At 64.9% G+C, this 15,534-nt stretch carries 16 protein-coding genes and 1 other RNA gene; 4 read left to right on the forward strand and 13 right to left on the reverse strand.

Translation table 11 applies throughout. The annotated features are described in order from the left end of the window. The first annotated feature begins 184 nt into the window (after positions 1-184). From IIB36_16485 to IIB36_16495, 3 genes are all read left to right on the forward strand, one after another. The gene (locus IIB36_16485; GenBank protein ID MCH7533335.1) at positions 185-451 is read left to right on the forward strand and encodes a hypothetical protein; all 267 of its coding nucleotides are present in this window, start codon (positions 185-187) and stop codon (positions 449-451) included. A gap of 102 nt (positions 452-553) precedes the next feature. Beyond that, complete coding sequence (locus IIB36_16490) at positions 554-958, forward strand: hypothetical protein (GenBank protein ID MCH7533336.1); 405 nt, start codon at positions 554-556, stop codon at positions 956-958. Next, the gene (locus IIB36_16495; GenBank protein MCH7533337.1) at positions 955-2,241 is read left to right on the forward strand and encodes a zinc ribbon domain-containing protein; all 1,287 of its coding nucleotides are present in this window, start codon (positions 955-957) and stop codon (positions 2,239-2,241) included. Before IIB36_16490 ends, IIB36_16495 begins: the two co-directional genes overlap by 4 nt. Positions 2,242-2,418: 177 nt before the next feature. On the opposite strand, the gene ssrA is transcribed toward IIB36_16495, so the two are convergent. Next, positions 2,419-2,772, reverse strand: a transfer-messenger RNA (tmRNA) gene (gene ssrA / locus IIB36_16500). A 99-nt stretch (positions 2,773-2,871) separates the two neighbouring features. Continuing rightward, positions 2,872-3,870, reverse strand: coding sequence for a tRNA dihydrouridine synthase DusB (gene dusB / locus IIB36_16505; GenBank protein MCH7533338.1), 999 nt, complete (start codon positions 3,868-3,870; stop codon positions 2,872-2,874). A 510-nt stretch (positions 3,871-4,380) separates the two neighbouring features. Between dusB and IIB36_16510 the strand changes: the two genes are divergently transcribed. Beyond that, positions 4,381-4,833, forward strand: a complete 453-nt coding sequence (locus tag IIB36_16510; GenBank protein MCH7533339.1) for a PTS sugar transporter subunit IIA — start codon at positions 4,381-4,383, stop codon at positions 4,831-4,833. Positions 4,834-4,849: 16 nt separating this feature from the next. On the opposite strand, the gene IIB36_16515 is transcribed toward IIB36_16510, so the two are convergent. The 11 genes from IIB36_16515 to IIB36_16565 form a co-directional block, all read right to left on the reverse strand. Then, complete coding sequence (locus IIB36_16515; protein ID MCH7533340.1) at positions 4,850-5,293, reverse strand: hypothetical protein; 444 nt, start codon at positions 5,291-5,293, stop codon at positions 4,850-4,852. Positions 5,294-5,506: 213 nt separating this feature from the next. Further along, the gene (gene selB / locus IIB36_16520; protein ID MCH7533341.1) at positions 5,507-7,402 is read right to left on the reverse strand and encodes a selenocysteine-specific translation elongation factor; all 1,896 of its coding nucleotides are present in this window, start codon (positions 7,400-7,402) and stop codon (positions 5,507-5,509) included. Further along, positions 7,399-8,136, reverse strand: coding sequence for a DNA repair protein RecO (recO, locus tag IIB36_16525; GenBank protein MCH7533342.1), 738 nt, complete (start codon positions 8,134-8,136; stop codon positions 7,399-7,401). Before recO ends, selB begins: the two co-directional genes overlap by 4 nt. 23 nt (positions 8,137-8,159) lie before the next feature. Beyond that, positions 8,160-9,320 (reverse strand): hypothetical protein, encoded by a 1,161-nt coding sequence (locus IIB36_16530; protein ID MCH7533343.1) that lies wholly within the window; start codon positions 9,318-9,320, stop codon positions 8,160-8,162. Next, positions 9,301-9,831, reverse strand: coding sequence for a bifunctional nuclease family protein (locus IIB36_16535; GenBank protein ID MCH7533344.1), 531 nt, complete (start codon positions 9,829-9,831; stop codon positions 9,301-9,303). The genes IIB36_16530 and IIB36_16535 overlap by 20 nt, the downstream gene beginning before the upstream one ends. Before the next feature lie 135 nt (positions 9,832-9,966). Next, positions 9,967-11,145 carry a methionine adenosyltransferase gene (locus IIB36_16540; GenBank protein MCH7533345.1) on the reverse strand — a complete coding sequence of 393 codons (1,179 nt, stop codon included), beginning with the start codon at positions 11,143-11,145 and terminating at the stop codon, positions 9,967-9,969. A 61-nt stretch (positions 11,146-11,206) separates the two neighbouring features. Next, complete coding sequence (ptsP, locus tag IIB36_16545; protein ID MCH7533346.1) at positions 11,207-13,075, reverse strand: phosphoenolpyruvate--protein phosphotransferase; 1,869 nt, start codon at positions 13,073-13,075, stop codon at positions 11,207-11,209. 294 nt (positions 13,076-13,369) lie between these two features. Beyond that, positions 13,370-13,648, reverse strand: a complete 279-nt coding sequence (locus tag IIB36_16550; protein ID MCH7533347.1) for an HPr family phosphocarrier protein — start codon at positions 13,646-13,648, stop codon at positions 13,370-13,372. Next, complete coding sequence (locus IIB36_16555; protein ID MCH7533348.1) at positions 13,648-14,397, reverse strand: PTS system mannose/fructose/sorbose family transporter subunit IID; 750 nt, start codon at positions 14,395-14,397, stop codon at positions 13,648-13,650. The genes IIB36_16550 and IIB36_16555 overlap by 1 nt, the downstream gene beginning before the upstream one ends. After that, positions 14,394-15,053 (reverse strand): PTS sugar transporter subunit IIC, encoded by a 660-nt coding sequence (locus tag IIB36_16560; protein ID MCH7533349.1) that lies wholly within the window; start codon positions 15,051-15,053, stop codon positions 14,394-14,396. The genes IIB36_16555 and IIB36_16560 overlap by 4 nt, the downstream gene beginning before the upstream one ends. Continuing rightward, a complete protein-coding gene (locus tag IIB36_16565; GenBank protein MCH7533350.1) occupies positions 15,053-15,532 on the reverse strand; it encodes a PTS sugar transporter subunit IIB in 480 nt (159 codons plus the stop codon). The genes IIB36_16560 and IIB36_16565 overlap by 1 nt, the downstream gene beginning before the upstream one ends. Between the last annotated feature and the right edge of the window lie 2 nt (positions 15,533-15,534).

Consider the following 15,534-nt stretch of genomic DNA (forward strand, 5'->3'; position numbering starts at 1 on the left):
AGCCCAGACGCCAGAGACCCGATCGCGGCGAGACGCTGGACGGCTTGGGCGGCGGGGGCCCCAGGCCGGCGGAGCTAGATGACGAGGACCTCCGATACCTAGAAGCCGAGCGCGCCGGGATGCAGACGGAGGCGGCGGGGACGACGACGCACATCGCAGATTCAGTTCTGGCCGGGGAGGCAGTATGACGCCCGGACTAAGACGGAGCCGGGGCCGCGAACTTTGCGTCCACCTCGCCGAGCAGATCGCCAACATCGCACCACCGGGCATCGGCAACTGGGGCGGAGCGTGGGGGATCGTCGGCGATGCTGACGCCGAGTTCATGGTCGCTCTGTTCGAGTGGGAGCGCACTGGCGACGACGCTGTCCAGATTCGAGTCCGTGAAGGTTACGACCGAGTGCTCGACGCCTGGCGTGAAGCCTCACGCCAGTACGAGCGGGAGACGGCATGAACGTCCTCGCACTCGACATCGTGAGCCGAACCGGCGGCGGGGTCTGCGCATGAAGGCCGTGAACAAGCTCTCCTTGGCCGACCTACCGGGGCGGGCTGATCCATGACACTCGCGGACCTGCGTGCCCAGATCGAAAGTCACGCGCCAGGAAGCCTGATCCCACGCGATTGGCTAGTCGATCAGCTCGCCGAAATTGCAGGCGATGATGCCAGCGTGGAAAGTTGGGTCGACACGGAACGTGCTGCCGAGATCACGGGCGATACGCCGGAACAGTTGAGGCACCGGGCGGTGACCTGGCGGGGTATGCCGAACCCCACGATCAGGGTCACCAAGAACGACAATCACAACAATCTTTCCCGGTGGCTGTTTGCCGAGGAGGACTGCTGGACGTACGCTCGCACGAAGGGCGTCGCTGGACCCCAGCAGCCCGTGACTGAGCACGCCGACTCGGACGACACCGACGCGATCGCCGACGGCTGCCTCGAACGGATCGTGCCCAATCTATGAGCCAGTATCGTCGTTGCCCCGAGTGCAGAAAACGGAACTCCGCCGAGGCCGAGACCTGCTCGGCGTGCGGCTATCGGTTCCTCTGGCGGCGGTCGTTCGGCCGGAAAGGCTACAACCGGGTCACAGTCTACGAACGTGACCCCGGCGGACCGCTGCAACTCCTGTACTGGGACCGAGACGGAGCGCGCCGGGAGAGCCTGACGAACCTCGATGGAGTGCCGATCTTCGACAGAGCGGACGCCGAGTTGATCGCGCGCCGCATTTCCGACGGGATCGAGCAGGCACGTCGATCCAAGGCGACGACGCTCAACCAACTCGTCGGGACGCCCGAGCGGCACACGGTCGGTGAGTTGTTCGCCCAACTCCACACCGACCGCGCTGACGAATGGTCGAAGAAGTGGGCGAGGGACCAGCGTCGGTACCGACAGTTCTGGGAGACAACGCTCCGTCGGCGCACTGACATCACCGAAGTCACCCCTGCGCTCGTGGCGCGAATCGTCGTCAGGGAAGCAAGGGCGAAACGCTGGTCGCAGAAAACACAGAATCACTACCTGAACAGCGCGGTCGAGACGTGGGGGTACGCGGTTGTCCACCTCAAGTGGCTGGCACCGAAACACGGCCTTGAAGCCGTACGTCGTCACAGCATCCACGTCGACAACACCGAGATCGCTTATGAGACTGCAGAGGCTCACGCGGTTTTGGCAGAGCTACCCGATGTCGACTTGAGAGCCGCCGTCGTCGGCGAACTGAGCTACGTCGGTGGCCGGCGCCTAAACGCGATCATGACCTTGCCGATCTCGTGCTACCGGACCGAGACACGCATCGTACCGACGGAGTCAGGGCGGGTGTCCGTGGACTTTGGGGTCTTGACCTTCCCGGCGGAGACGGACAAAGCATCGAAGCGCGGCGAGGTCTATCTCTTCGGGCCGCCGAAGTCGCTGATCGAGGAACTGATCGCCAGCCCGCTCTGCCAGGCAAGCGGATTGGTCTTTCCTCGAGGTGATGATCTACAGGCAGTTGAACGGGTGGAGCTTCCCCAGACGGACAAGAAGCTCCGCCGGGCTCTGCGCGAGGCTGAACAACTCGCCGGCGTGCCGGAAGTGAGGGGCCGATCGTTCCACGCCTTCAACCGCACGTTCGCGACGGACGCTGAAGATCCCCGCGCGGCGAGCAGCCAGAGCGGCAAGACCGAAGAGACGATGCGCCGCATCTACCGGCAGCCGAAGCCGGCAGAGAAAGCCGCGCTCGCGATGCAGCTCGATGGCTTGAGGAGAGAAGCATGACCCGGACCCGAGGAGCAGACCCTTTGGGTCCTCGCGGCCTCACACGCGCTGGCGGTCATCGAAAAATCCAAAGATCCGGGGTCAACCTGCACACCAACCTGCACAGTGATATCACAACGAAAGCGGGCCACCGCCACTAAGACGATGGCCCGCTATGGCTTGCGCGTGTTGCGCAAGCAGTGGAGGCGGCGGGAGTCGAACCCGCGTCCGCACTTGGGTCCAGCGGAGTCTCTACGTGCATAGATCACTGCTTTGTCTCACCTCGGGCGGTCAGTGATCAACCGACCCCGCGGCCAGCCGCCTAAAATCTCATCCCCCGGCCCGGCGACGAAACCGGGGGACCAGCTCGACTTATCGTCGCCTCAAGGACCGCCTCGAGCGGGCGATCAAGGAGACGGGCACGTAAGAAAGCTTACGCAGCCAGCGCCAGGTTGTTGTTGGCAGCTAAAATTATTCCCGAATATTTACGAGGATCAGGACCTCGGCACGCTACTCCACGTTCACCAAACACGTCGAAACCGGGACGCCCCCGATGATGTGGATGGGTCTGTCAAACATCCTTGGAATGAAAGCTACGCGAAATGCAGGGTCTCGGTCCACCCGCGGCCGCAGCCCCAGCGGTTGCGCGGCCTATACTAGAGCTTCGGCCCTATGCTCCGTGAGGTAACCTTCGAGGAGTATCTCGACGTCCTCGAGCTTGCTCGCTTGGAAGAGCTCAGTGCGGAGTTGTCTGCCGTCTGGCAGTCCTTTGGTATACCAGCCGAGGTGTTTTCGGAAGTCGATGATCGCCCGTTCGGGGTTCCGCTCGAAGGCGATCGCGTTCCTCGCGTGTTCGAGGCAGATCTCGAAGCGCTCTTCGATATCCGGATCGCTTGGCACGGGGTCTCCGTCCAGCGCTGCGCGAGCCTGTGAGAAGAGCCAGGGATCTCCGTGCGACCCCCTGGCGATCATGATTCCGGCGCATCCGGTTTCGTCACGCATGCGTCGAGCGTCCTCGCCCGTTCGGATATCGCCGTTCCCGATCACCGGGATATCGAGCGCCTCGGTGACGGCACGGATCTCATCCCAGCGCGCCTCGCCGCTGTACATGTCGGCGCGCGTCCGCGGGTGGATGCACAACGCCTGTGCCCCAGCGTCCTGACAGCGGAGGCCGATGCCGACGGGATCCCGCGTCTGCTCGTCGAAACCGCTGCGGATCTTGACCGTCGTGGGCAGTGACGTGGCGTCGTCGACAGCCCGGACCAGCGTCTGGAGTAGATCGAGGTCCTTCAAGCAGCCCGAGCCACCCTGTCGCTTCACGACCTTCTTCACCGGGCACCCGAAGTTGATGTCGATGAAGTCCGGGCCGTACGTCTCGCCAACGAATGCGGCCGCGTCGCGCATCATGGCGGGATCGGAGCCGAAGATCTGGATCCCGATGGGGCGCTCTTCCTCCTCGAAGCGAAGGTAGTCGCGCGACCTCGGAGAATTCATGACGATGCCTGCCGCGCTCACGAACTCACTCACGACGACGTCCGCCCCGTGCCGACGGCAGAGGCGACGAAACGGCGACTCGCTCACGCCGGCCTGGGGCGCGAGGTATAGGGGGGTGTCGGGGCCGCTCAGTAAGGCGACAACGTCTGTGGACATGACAATGCGAAGCTATCCCAAGCAGCCCGTGATAGAAGTACAGCGGGCCGCGTTACGGTGCCACGGCCCCAGAGGGCACCCGCGCATTGCGCGGGTCGCGGTGCGACGACGCCATAGCCGTCGCTACGGATAGGAGCACCAACGACGGAGATGGGGCCGTGCCACCGTAACCCACGAACTGGTAAGTATCGTCACACTTGGGGTCGGGCGCGACCACCGCTTCGCGGCGGTGCCCGGTCGCGGCCCAATAGGTCGTCTCTCCTCCTCGGACCACCGCCTTCGGCGGCGGTGCCCGCTACGGCTACGACTCGTCGTCCTTCCTACTCTTGATCTCGCGAGACCCCCGGGTACCCGCTTGCGGGTGGCGGTTCACTGTACTTCTATCACGGGCTGCTAGCGCTGGCCCCGGTGAAGCCGCTGGTTGACTGGGGCTGACGTACCTGCCCGCATGCGGTTATTGTCTCGCTCCTTCGTAGGATACGGCAGCGAATCGAGATTCGGAGGCGATGGATGCGGTTGAAGGACCTCTTCACGTTGGATGTCGTGAAGCTCGACCTGGAATCCCAGAGCAAGGACGATTTGCTCAAGGAGCTGGTGAGCTTGCTCGCGCTAGACGAGAAGTCTGCGGCGATCTTGTTCAAGACCCTCAAGCGGCGCGAGAACCTCGGCTCCACGGGCATCGGAAAGGGCATCGCGATCCCCCACTGTCGCACCCTTGTGGTCAATCGCTTGCGCCTCGCCTATGGGCGAAAGCCCGCTGGCGTCAACTTCAATGCGATCGATGGCGAGCCCGTCTACAACTTCTTCCTGATCATCGCGCCGCCGCTCGAAGTCTCGAACCAATACCTGCCGGTACTCGGGAAGATCGCGCAGTTCGCCAAGGATGCTGCCGTACCTAGGGACCTCCTAGAGCTTGCCGAGCCGGAGGAGTTTCTGGCTCTACTCGCTGAGAAGGGTTCGTAGGCCAGTCGTTCCTACTTCAGCTCACGTACATCTTCCGCGTGTCGCTGATGCCGTTCACGGTGAGCTGCAAGAAGTAGACGCCGAAGGCGACCTGGCGACCCGATTGATCGGTCCCGTCCCAGAACGCTTCGTACGTGCCGGGCTGAGCGTACTCGAGCTGGATGAGCTCAACGCCTTCGCCCGAGGAGTGACCGAGAGCGACTGGGGAGGCAACGAGCTGCTGGAGCAGGTTGAAGATGCGTATGGACACAACGGCAGGACGCCCGTCCACGAACAATCCCTCGTGTAGAATGAAGGGTATTGTCGTTTCCGGGTTGAACGGATTGGGGTAGTTCTGCTGTAGTTCGAAGCCGCTCGCCTGACCGGGCGACGCGGGAGGCCTAGAGTCCTGGGCGGATACGGCCTCAGCCGCGACGAACAAGGAGAGGAGGACGGACAAGACGCCGGCAATGCGTCTCATGGATCCCTCCGCACACTAGATGTGCTGTAGCCTAGGGTCAATCGCACTCCATGCATGGTTCACCAAGCGGCACACACGCTCCGCATTCATCATACGTTCTCAGGCTCTCGCAGGTCAAGCGAAATCGCTCGATCCCCTGTAAAAACCCGAGCAAACCCACTTTGTGCTACCGCGGTGGGCCGTTTTTGTTGCCTAGCACCCACCAGAAACGGCCTAGAGGAGCACGCTTCGCCCTTCGTCGCTCCTCATCGTGATGCCCAGGCCGTCCAGGTGGTTGAGCAACGGAATGAGGTGCTTTCGGGTCACCGGCAGCGCGTCCCGGAACGCAGACGGTCCGAGTCCGGTCTGCCCGCCGAGCATCTCGCGCACCGCAGCGATGCCTTTCTCGAGCTCGGTAGTGCTCACGTAGTATCCGTCGGCGACCGGGCTGACGACTCCCTCTCCCTCGAGGAACTTCAAGAGCGACCAGAGGTCGCCTCGGCCCTTGAGTGATGCCGGGAACTCGTCCACGAACGGCGGAGCGAGGCCTGCCGCCGCGAGCAGCGCTCGGACTTCGTTCGCGGCCGCCTCCTGGTCTCGCGTCAGCGTCACCACATGCCCGGGTAAGCGAACGCCGCCATCGGCTGCTTCCAACACCTTTCGGTCGCACAGTCTGGCGATCGTGGCATCGGCCAGGCCCGTCGCCGCCCACGCAGGTAGAGCCGTCCGTACTGCGGCGAGTGAGACGGCTGGCCGCAGCGAGTCCGTGGCGTGCGCAGCGGTGACCGCGGCGACGATTCGGTCATCGGCCTGGGCGACGATTTGTGGGGAGAAGAGGCGGCCACCCGTTCGCGGATCACCCCGAGTTTCGAGTTCGTCCAGGGTCGGGGCCAGCTCGTCGAGGGCGAGGCCAGTCGATACGGGGAGCTTCGCTACCTCTGCACCGTGCCACCCGGCCAGGTCCAGAAGTGCGCGAACACGCGACCGGGCGTCGCCCTCCAGCAGACTCTCGAGCCCCGCTCGAACGGTGTCGTCGATGCGATTTCTCTTGGGCGGCGTCGCCTCCGCAATGAGTCCGCCCCCGATCGTAGCAACTGGGGAGTATGCCCTGAGCACGAGCCGGTCGTGTGCTCGGGCGACGACAGGCTCCTCGAGTCTCAATTGCACCCACCCTGCTCCGCCCGCCCGGATCGTCTCGGCCTCGAGCAACGCGCAGCGGGCCATGACCTCCGCCGTGCCGACGTGAACACGGACTCGCTGGTTGTGTTCGAGGCTCCAGGCCGTGTCCGCGAGCATCCTGACGCGAGCGGTGAGCATCCACGTCGGTGACCATGCCGGGTCCGACACGAGCGTCGCGCCTCGTCCCACGGCGGTGCGGTCCGCTCCTTCGCCGGTCAACGATATCGCGGTCCGGTCCCCAGCCGTCGCTTTCTCAACTTCCCGACCATGGACCTGCACGCCACGTACTCGCGCCTCGAGGTCGTCTGGAAGGATGCGCACCCGGTCCCCCTTGCACAGGGTGCCGCTCCAGAGCGTTCCGGTAGCTACCGTGCCGGTGCCCCGGATCGTGAAGACACGATCGAGGGGCAGTCGGACCAGATCTTCGCCCGCCGACTTCTGTACGGCCTCCGCGGCGAACGCCAAGGCCTCCTTGAGCTCATCCAGTCCGAGCCCCGCCGGAGCGGACGTAGGAACGGACAGCGCCCCACGATACGGCGTCGGCTCGAGAAGGTCTTCAACCTCCGAGCGCACCAGTTCCAGCCACTCTTCGTCGACCAGGTCGCACTTCGTGAGTGCGACGACGAGCTGCCGCACGCCCAACAGCTCCACGATCGCCAGGTGCTCCCTGGTTTGCGGCATGACCCCTTCATCGGATGCGACGACGAGCAGAACGAGGTCCATGCCCGCCGCTCCGGCTACCATCGCGCGTACGAACGCTTCATGGCCGGGCACGTCGACAACGCCCAGCCGGGCTTCCGGCAGAACCAACTCTGCGAAGCCGAGCTCTATGGTGATACCGCGGGCCTTCTCTTCTTTGAGTCGGTCGGTGTCGACGCCGGTGAGCGCGTGCACGAGCGTGGTCTTGCCGTGGTCGATGTGTCCGGCCGTACCGAGGATGAGCCGCTTCACGCACCGACCCCCTCATCTGGGGGGAGCAGTCCACCCAGGAAGCGGAGGGATTTAAGGGGCTTGGACACCACGTGATACGCCACGAAGTCGGAAAGCACGCCAAGGTGTCGCCGCGCATACGTGAGCTCCGCGTCGAACTCGGACGCGAGCAAGTTCGCGATCTGACCGCGCGCGATGGGTCCGATACGCGGCCCTGCGGCTTCCTCGGCGCATCGGGCACAGCGAACTCCACCGGATGCGAAGTCGAAACGTCCCACCTCGTCGTCCGCGAGCGGCTCCCCGCAGCGCACGCACGGGTCGAGTTGGGGAGCGAACCCGAAGGCCTCAGTGATGCGCCAAACAGCCGAGAGCGCCGCTGCGGGCACGTGGGCCGTCTCGATCGATTCCAGAGTGTCGAGTCCCTCCTCGAGCGCACGGAGCAAATCGGGACTTCGCTCCTGGTCGGCGTGGGCGAGGACCAGCTCCACAGTCGCGGAAGCTCCGGCGAAGCGCAGCACGTCGAGCCCGAGTCCCTCTCTCATCCGTGTGCAGTCGAAGTCCTTCATCGTATGCAGGTCACGGTGTGGCTTTATGTACGCCGTGAGGGTTCCGGTCGCGAACGTGGCAATTGCGGTGGTGCCCTTTCCGCTACGGGTACGAACCCCCCGAGCCATGACGCTCAGCAGTCCCTGGGCCTCGGTATAGAAGCGGAGGATGCGACTGGTGTCGCCGTAGTCGTGGGATCGGAGCAGCACCGCGGAGGTGCTGACCGGCGCCACTATGGCGCCCCACGAATGCGGCGAAGCAGCTCCCTGCGACGGCGCTCGTACAGCGTGCGCGCGGCGGCGTTCGGATCGGCCTGGGCCTCGAAATCATCGTCGAGGCGCGCGACCTGGACGAGTAGGCTGTGCCGGTCCGCAGCGGGCGAAACTGGTGTCTCGCCGGCCAAGGACAGACCGGTTCCCCGTAGCGCGAAGAGTCCCATGCCGGCGAGCAAGACCGCGAGGACGACCGCGACCCATTTCACCGGCGGCTGAGTCGGGGCGTCGATCGCGACTAGACGGATCGAAGCTAGATCGACCGATTGGCCGCTGTATCGTCGGTACGTCGAGCCCACTTCCAGCTCCACTCTCGTGAGGAAGCGCAGACCCTCGACCTCCATGAGCGGAGCGGGCTCTCGGATGAGCACCTCGAACTGGTCGATGACACCGGGCGTGGGTATCACGGTGAACATGTCGTCGAGCGTGTACCGGACCACGAACATTCGGGAGCCGGGAGACATGGGGGCCCGGAGCACGAGGTCGCCGTCCTCGAGGCCAATGACGTCGGGGCCCACGTCACCCTCACCGACCGCGAACTCAGCCGCCCCGGCCGCGAGCGGGTACCGCCAGACGGCGCCCGGTTCCCGCGTCACGACCGTACGCGCACGGCTGTTGGCTAACTGAAAGACATCCGTTACGCGCCAACGGTTCTCGACCGCCTCGAAGAACACCGTCCTGATCTCGATCTGCAGATCGACGCCCTCCTCCGGAGCTAGAAGCGTATCGTACGTTTGAATCGCGTACACGGAGTCGAGCTGACTCGCCGTGGTCACGAAACTGCCGAAGTAGCTCACACCCTCGCGTCGTATCGACGCGAAGAAGACGTCTCCACGATCGGGGTCGGGCACGTTCGGTAGGCGGAACGAGAACGAACCGTCCGGTGCCACAGCGGCGGAGTCCACCTCACCTTGCGTCGTGTTGGTGAGGTGGTGCAGGACGACCGTGCCGCGGGTGAGCGCGGTATCGCCAAGGAGCGCGCGACCGTTCAGGACGGGGTCGGCTTCGACCTGAGCAGAGATGCCCGCGGGAGCCGCGGAGGTTGAGAGCGCGACGAGGGAGGCGACGAATGCGGTGCGGAGCCGATTCGTGACCGTGCCGTCAGGGCTTGAATCGCCCAAAGTCCTCGGGGTTGAGCCTACGAAGGCGCTCCTCGAGGTCTTCCGCGCTCGTGCGCTGGACGATGTCGAGCGTAGCCTCCCCGAACGATATCTCCGCGGCGCCCTCGTTCTCGAAGATTTCGAGTGGTCCGGCCTCGAGCAGGTCCTCGTTGGCGAAGATGCCGGCGGCGGCCCGAAGCGCGAGCGCGATCGAGTCGGAGGGGCGCGCGTCCAGACCGATGATTTCACCGTTGCGTCGGACGAGCAGTTCGGCGTAGTAGGTGCGCTCCTCGACCTTTGTGATCACCACCTTCTGAAGGCTGCCACCCAGGCCATGAAGAACCGAGCAAAGCAGGTCGTGAGTCAGCGGCCGGGGGACCACCACTGCCTCCAGGTGCATGGCGATCGCGAGCGCCTCCGTCTCTCCGATGTAGATCGGGAGGACCCGGTCGCCGTCCGCCTCTTTGAGGACGACCAACGCAATGTTGTCAGAGCGGAACCGCAATTCATCTACTCTGACTTCTACGAGCACCGTAGGGTCCTCCGAAGCGAGGAAACCGACAGGGCGTCCATGCCCAGTGACTTCCACCAATACTCCAAAGCTCGACTGGGGTTCTACTCCGGACGATCCGGCCATCGGTGCAACGGGACGTGCGAGTCGGGAGTGTCAGCCGCCGAGCGCCGTCCTGAGGTCGTCGACGCGGTCCGTGATCTCCCACGGGAAGAACTGTACCTCCGGGCCGCCGGCGTCCGGTACTCCGACCTCGGGGTCTCGGCCGAAGTGCCCGTACGCGGCCGTCGCCGTGTAGATCGCCGACCTCAGCCCGAGTCGGTCGATGATCGCCACGGGCTTGAAGTCGAAGACGTCCGAGATCGCGCGGGCCAATTCGGCCTCGGACACTTCGCTAGTACCGAAGGTGTGTACGCTGATCGAAACGGGCTCGGCGACGCCGATGGCGTATGCGAGTTGGATCTCGCAGCGCCGTGCGAGTTTCGCAGCCACGACGTTCTTGGCCGCCCACCGGGCGGCATACGCCGCCGAGCGATCGACCTTGGTCGCGTCCTTGCCGGAGAACGACCCACCGCCGTGTCGTCCGACCCCGCCGTATGTGTCGACGATGATCTTCCGGCCGGTGAGACCCGCGTCCCCGTGGGGTCCGCCGATCACAAAGCGGCCGGTCGGATTGATGTGCATGATGCAGTCGTCGTCGAGTAGTTCTTCCGGTAGAACCGGCCTCACGACCTTGGAGATGATCTGCTGCTGGAGGTCGGCGTGGGTCACGTCCTCGTCGTGCTGCGCGCTGACGACCACCGTGTGGATGCGAACGGGCGTATCGCCCTCGTACTCGACCGTTACCTGCGACTTGCCGTCGGGCCGGAGCCACGGAAGTTCCCCGTTGCGGCGCATTCGCGCCAACTGCCGGGTGATCGCGTGGGCGTACTGGATGGTCGCCGGCATCAGTTGAGGCGTCTCGTCCGACGCGTAACCGAACATCATGCCCTGGTCACCCGCGCCGCCGGCATCCACGCCCATGGCGATATCTGGGGATTGCCGGTCGAGGTTGGTGAGGACCGCGCAAGTGAGCGAGTCGATGCCGAAGTTCGAGTTCGTATAACCGATTCTGTGCAGCGTGCCTCGCACTACGTCGGGCACGTGTACGTAGCAGTCGGTGGTGACTTCGCCGGCCACCATCGCGAGTCCGGTCGTCACGAGCGTTTCACACGCCACCCGCGACATCGGATCCTGGATCAGGAGATGATCCAGTACGGCGTCGGAGATCTGGTCTGCGATCTTGTCCGGGTGGCCTTCGGTGACCGATTCGGACGTGAAGAGGGTACGGCTCAAGGTAGGCGCCTCGTTGGGGTCGTATGCCGGCCCGCGAGTGGGGGGCGTCAACGCTAGGCAATCACTCCGGGAGCGACAAGCTCCAGCGGCCCTGGAAGACCTTGAGATCAACGGAGTCCCCGATCCCCTCGACGAGGCAACGTGTCACGTCCGCGCTGGTCGGCGCCGCGAGCGCCTTGCGGGCGGCCTCGCGGGCGTCCTCCATGCGGACGTCGCGAATGACCTTCTTGATCTCTGGGAGCGACGGCCACGCCACGGAAAGCGCGGTGATATTGAGGCCGAGCAGCAGGAACGCGGCGAGCGGATTGGATGCCATCTCACCGCACACGCTGACCTCGATTCCTGCCGCGCGTCCGACCCTCGCGACCTGGTGCAGTTGTCGAACAACCGCCGGATGGAACGGGTTGTACAGCTTCGCGAGTCGCGTATTGGTTCGGTCCACGGCGAGCGTGTACTGGATGAGGTCGTTGGTGCCGATCGAGAAGAAGTCCGCGTGACGCGCGAGCTCCACGGCTTCGAGCGCAGCCGCCGGCGTCTCGATCATCACACCCAGCTTGTACCCGGTATTGAAGGGGATCCCGTCTGCTTCGAGCCGAGCCTCCTCCTCCCCAAGCAGCGTGCGCACCTGACGGATCTCGTCTACGTCGTTCACCAGAGGGAGCATTATGCGCACGTCGCCGTACGCCGTTGCCCTCAGCAGCGCTCGAAGTTGTGTCCGGAACAGCTCTGGTTCGTCGAGGCAAACTCGGATCGCACGCCATCCCAGGAACGGGTTCTCTTCCCGGGGCATGTGCAGGAACATCGGGAATTTGTCCCCCCCGAGATCGAAGGTACGGATGTACACGGCACCCTCGGGAAACGCCTGCGCCGTCGCTTTGTACGCTTCGAACTGTTCTTCCTCACCGGGCATCGTATTGCGTCCTACGACGAGGAACTCGGTGCGGAACAGCCCTACGCCGTTGGCTCCGTGCAGCCGCGCCTGCTCGGCTTCGCCCGGTAGGTCGAGGTTGGCGCGCAGCTCGACGAACTGACCGTCCTTCGTCACCGACTCTTGCTTGGCGATGACCGCGATCTCGCCCTCCCACGCCTCAAGCCGTCGCTGCCGCTGCTGGAAACGCTCCCGGTCGTGTTCGTCAGGGTCGAGGATGATCCGCCCGATCCGACCATCGACGATCGCGTGCTGACCCTCGACGGCTCTCTTGGACACATCACCCAAGCCGACGACGGCTGGGATTTCCAAAGAGCGTGCGAGGATCACCCAGTGCGCGGTGCGGGTCCCCAGATCGGTCGCGATGCCGAGTACCCGCGCCGCGTCGAGATGCACCGTCAGGCTTGGCGTGAGGTTCGTCGCGACGATGATCACGGACTCGTCGAGGCCTTCGAGATCGGTGGGGTCGTGGTTCCCCAGGAGGCGGTGAAGGACCCGGATCATGAGATCCTCGAGGTCGTTCAACCGGTCGAGCACCATCGGATGGGAAGTGCGACTCCACATCGCCTGCAGCTCGAGCATCCGCCATTCGAACGCCCTCTGAGCGTTCAGCCGATTCTCTCGGATGTTTCGAACCGTGCCGTCCACCACGGCCGCGTCGTCGAGCATCAGGATCTGGGGATCGAAGATCCGGGCCTCAACCGACCCGAGTCGCGCCTCGGTCCTCTCCTTTGTCTCAAGTAGCCGAGCTTTCGCCCACTCCCGGGCTTCGTGGAATCGCTCGACTTCATCCGGTGCGTCCGCCTCTTCGAGGATCTCGTGCGGCACGACTGGGACGCCCCAGTCGAGCATGAAGACGCGCCCGGAGCCGATCCCCTCGGACGCGGGGGAGCCGTCGAGGATGATCGACACTAGAAGGCTGTTGAAGAAGTACAGCGGGCCGCCACCCGTGCGAACGCACGGGTACCCGGGATGCCACGGCTCCAGAGGGCACCCGCGCATCGCGCGGGTCGCGGAGCGAGGACGCCATAGCCGTCGCTACGGCTAGGAGCCCCAACGACGGAGATGGGGCCGTGCCACCCCAACCCACAGAAGCGTTTGTTCATTTCATCTCGGTGTTGGGCGCATGGCGGTTGCGCGGTTGATGCTGCGTCTCTCCTCGTCGGACCACCGCCTTCGGCGGCGGTGCCCGCTCGGCTACGACTCCTCGTCGTTCCTTGCCTGAACGCGCGCAAGCGCGGGGCACCCACGCTGTAACGTGGGTCGCGCGGCCCACTGTACTTCTTCAACAGCCTTCTAGTTCTCCTGAAAGCCGCGTCCGACGAGGTCGGCCAGCGCATCGACAGCGTCTCCGGCATCGTCGCCGTGGGCGGCGACTCGTAAGGTGGAGCCGTGTTCAGCCGCCAGCATGAGCACGCCCATGATGCTCTTCCCGTTCACCTCCAGGCCGTCTTTCTCCACGGTGATCCGTGCGGCGAAGCTGCCCGCGAGCTTTACGAACTCGGCGGCGGGACGTGCGTGCATGCCGGCGGGGTTCACGATCTCGATCGCTCTCTCGGCACGTGGGAGCTCCATCATTGTAGCACCCCCCACGCAGCGATGAGCGCGATCGCGGTAACGGTGGCAATCGCTGCCGGTCTCCAGATGCGATGCCCGACGACGAGCCCCACCACGAAGCAGACGATCGCAACAACGAGCCAGAGGAGGCCGCCGTCGCTCAGTCCGCCCCGGCCGGCCAGCAGCACCCCCGCCAGTACGCCGACGAGCAGCGATGCGATCGACTTTATCCGCTCAGCCAGTTGCGCCAATCTCGCTTTGCTGAGCGTGCGCGCCACGTCGCGCCCGTCGCGGAGCCCGCTGCGGAAGCCCCAGATGCGCAGCGCCAGGTGGCCCGCGTTGTAGAGGACGAGAAAGAGCCCCACGACCACCCAGACGGGGAGCCCGATCCACCACATCGCCAGGGCTGCCATCGAGACCGTGGGTAACCATGCCGCCCAGACGAGGGAATCGCCGAGGCCGCCGAGTGGCCCCCGAACGGCCGTCTTGAATCGGCGCACCGTCTGTGCGTCGGTGCCGTCCGCCTCGAGCCTGAGCGCCGCACCTAGTGCGACGTTCGCCAGATACGGATGCGCGTTGAAGTGATCCAGGTGACGTCGCACGGATGCGTCCATGGCCTTTGCATCGTCATCGAATATTCGCCTCAGACCGGGCAGCATCGCAAAGGCGAAACCCGTACCGATCATCGTGTGGTAGTTCCACGAGCCCTGGACTAGGAACGAGCGCAAGAAGGTCGAGGTGATGGCACGACGCGAGAGAGCGCTCACAGGAACCGCACGCCCACAAGGCCCAAAGCAAGACCCGCGACGAAGAGGACGCGGCGCTCCCGAAAACCGCCGAGGTCATGGAGCAGAATGCCCACCGACACCGCAGCGCCCGCGAGCACCAGAGCGAAGGACTCGCGTTCCCCGAGCGGCCACGGCGCGCTGACACGTGCAACCACCACGCGCCCGATGGTGACGCCAGTCCCCGTAATCAGGACCCCGCGCATGAAGTCGAGCCCGACCGCACCGAGGTGGGCGGCGGTTATTCGTGCGGTGCTCACGCGGGAGTCGGCGGGCTCTGGCACGATGAAGCCATTCGCTTTCCGCAGCGCGGTGATCGAGAAGCCACCGACCTGACCCCACAACAGGCCGACTGCGATCGCGACCGGGACCGCGCCCGGTGCGCTGGACGCCGACGCGGTCGCCACGGCGACGACCGTCGCGGTCGCGCCCTCCGGGAATCGTGCGCCGCCGCTGGGAAAAGAGACGAGCAGATACAGCTCGAGCAACGTCCCGATCAAGAGGCCGAGTGCCGGGTCCCCGAGCATCCAACCCGTGAGCGCGCCAGCGACGAGGGGCCGGGACAGCATGAATTGCCCGACCGACGTCGCGTCCAGCGCCAGGCCTCCGCCTAGGAGGGCGATCAGCGCAAGTTCCATCAGCCTTCCATGAGTGTTTCGAGCGGAACCCGGTGTGCGTCGGGCAGATCGCGTGCGCTTACCTCCACACCCTCCGCGGCGAGATTCACGAGGTGGTCTACGTCCTCGGGGGTCAAGTGGAGATAGGTGAGCAGCTCACGCCGGCCGGGGCCGTGGTGGATTCCGCCCAGATTCACTCTTTCCCCTGACAGCATCCCACCCGCGCCGAGACGCCACATGGTCGCGACGTCCCGCGTAAGTAGGATGGTCCGCTGGGGGTCATCGCGCCACTCGGACAGCCGGTCGCGCGCGTCCTCCGCAGTCGCGAAGACGACTTGGGCGGTGCCAGCGCCGAGGCGATACAGGTCCTGCTCCCAGTCACTCCCGGCGAGGTCATCGTCGACGACTGCATATCGGTCGGGACGTAGCTGATGGCCCCACCCGATGACCACCTGACCGTGGATCAGACGCTCGTCGACTCTGAAGAGGACGATGGACATGC

This window comes from Gemmatimonadota bacterium (genome assembly GCA_022560615.1).
Classification (GTDB): domain Bacteria; phylum Gemmatimonadota; class Gemmatimonadetes; order Longimicrobiales; family Gaopeijiaceae; genus UBA1138.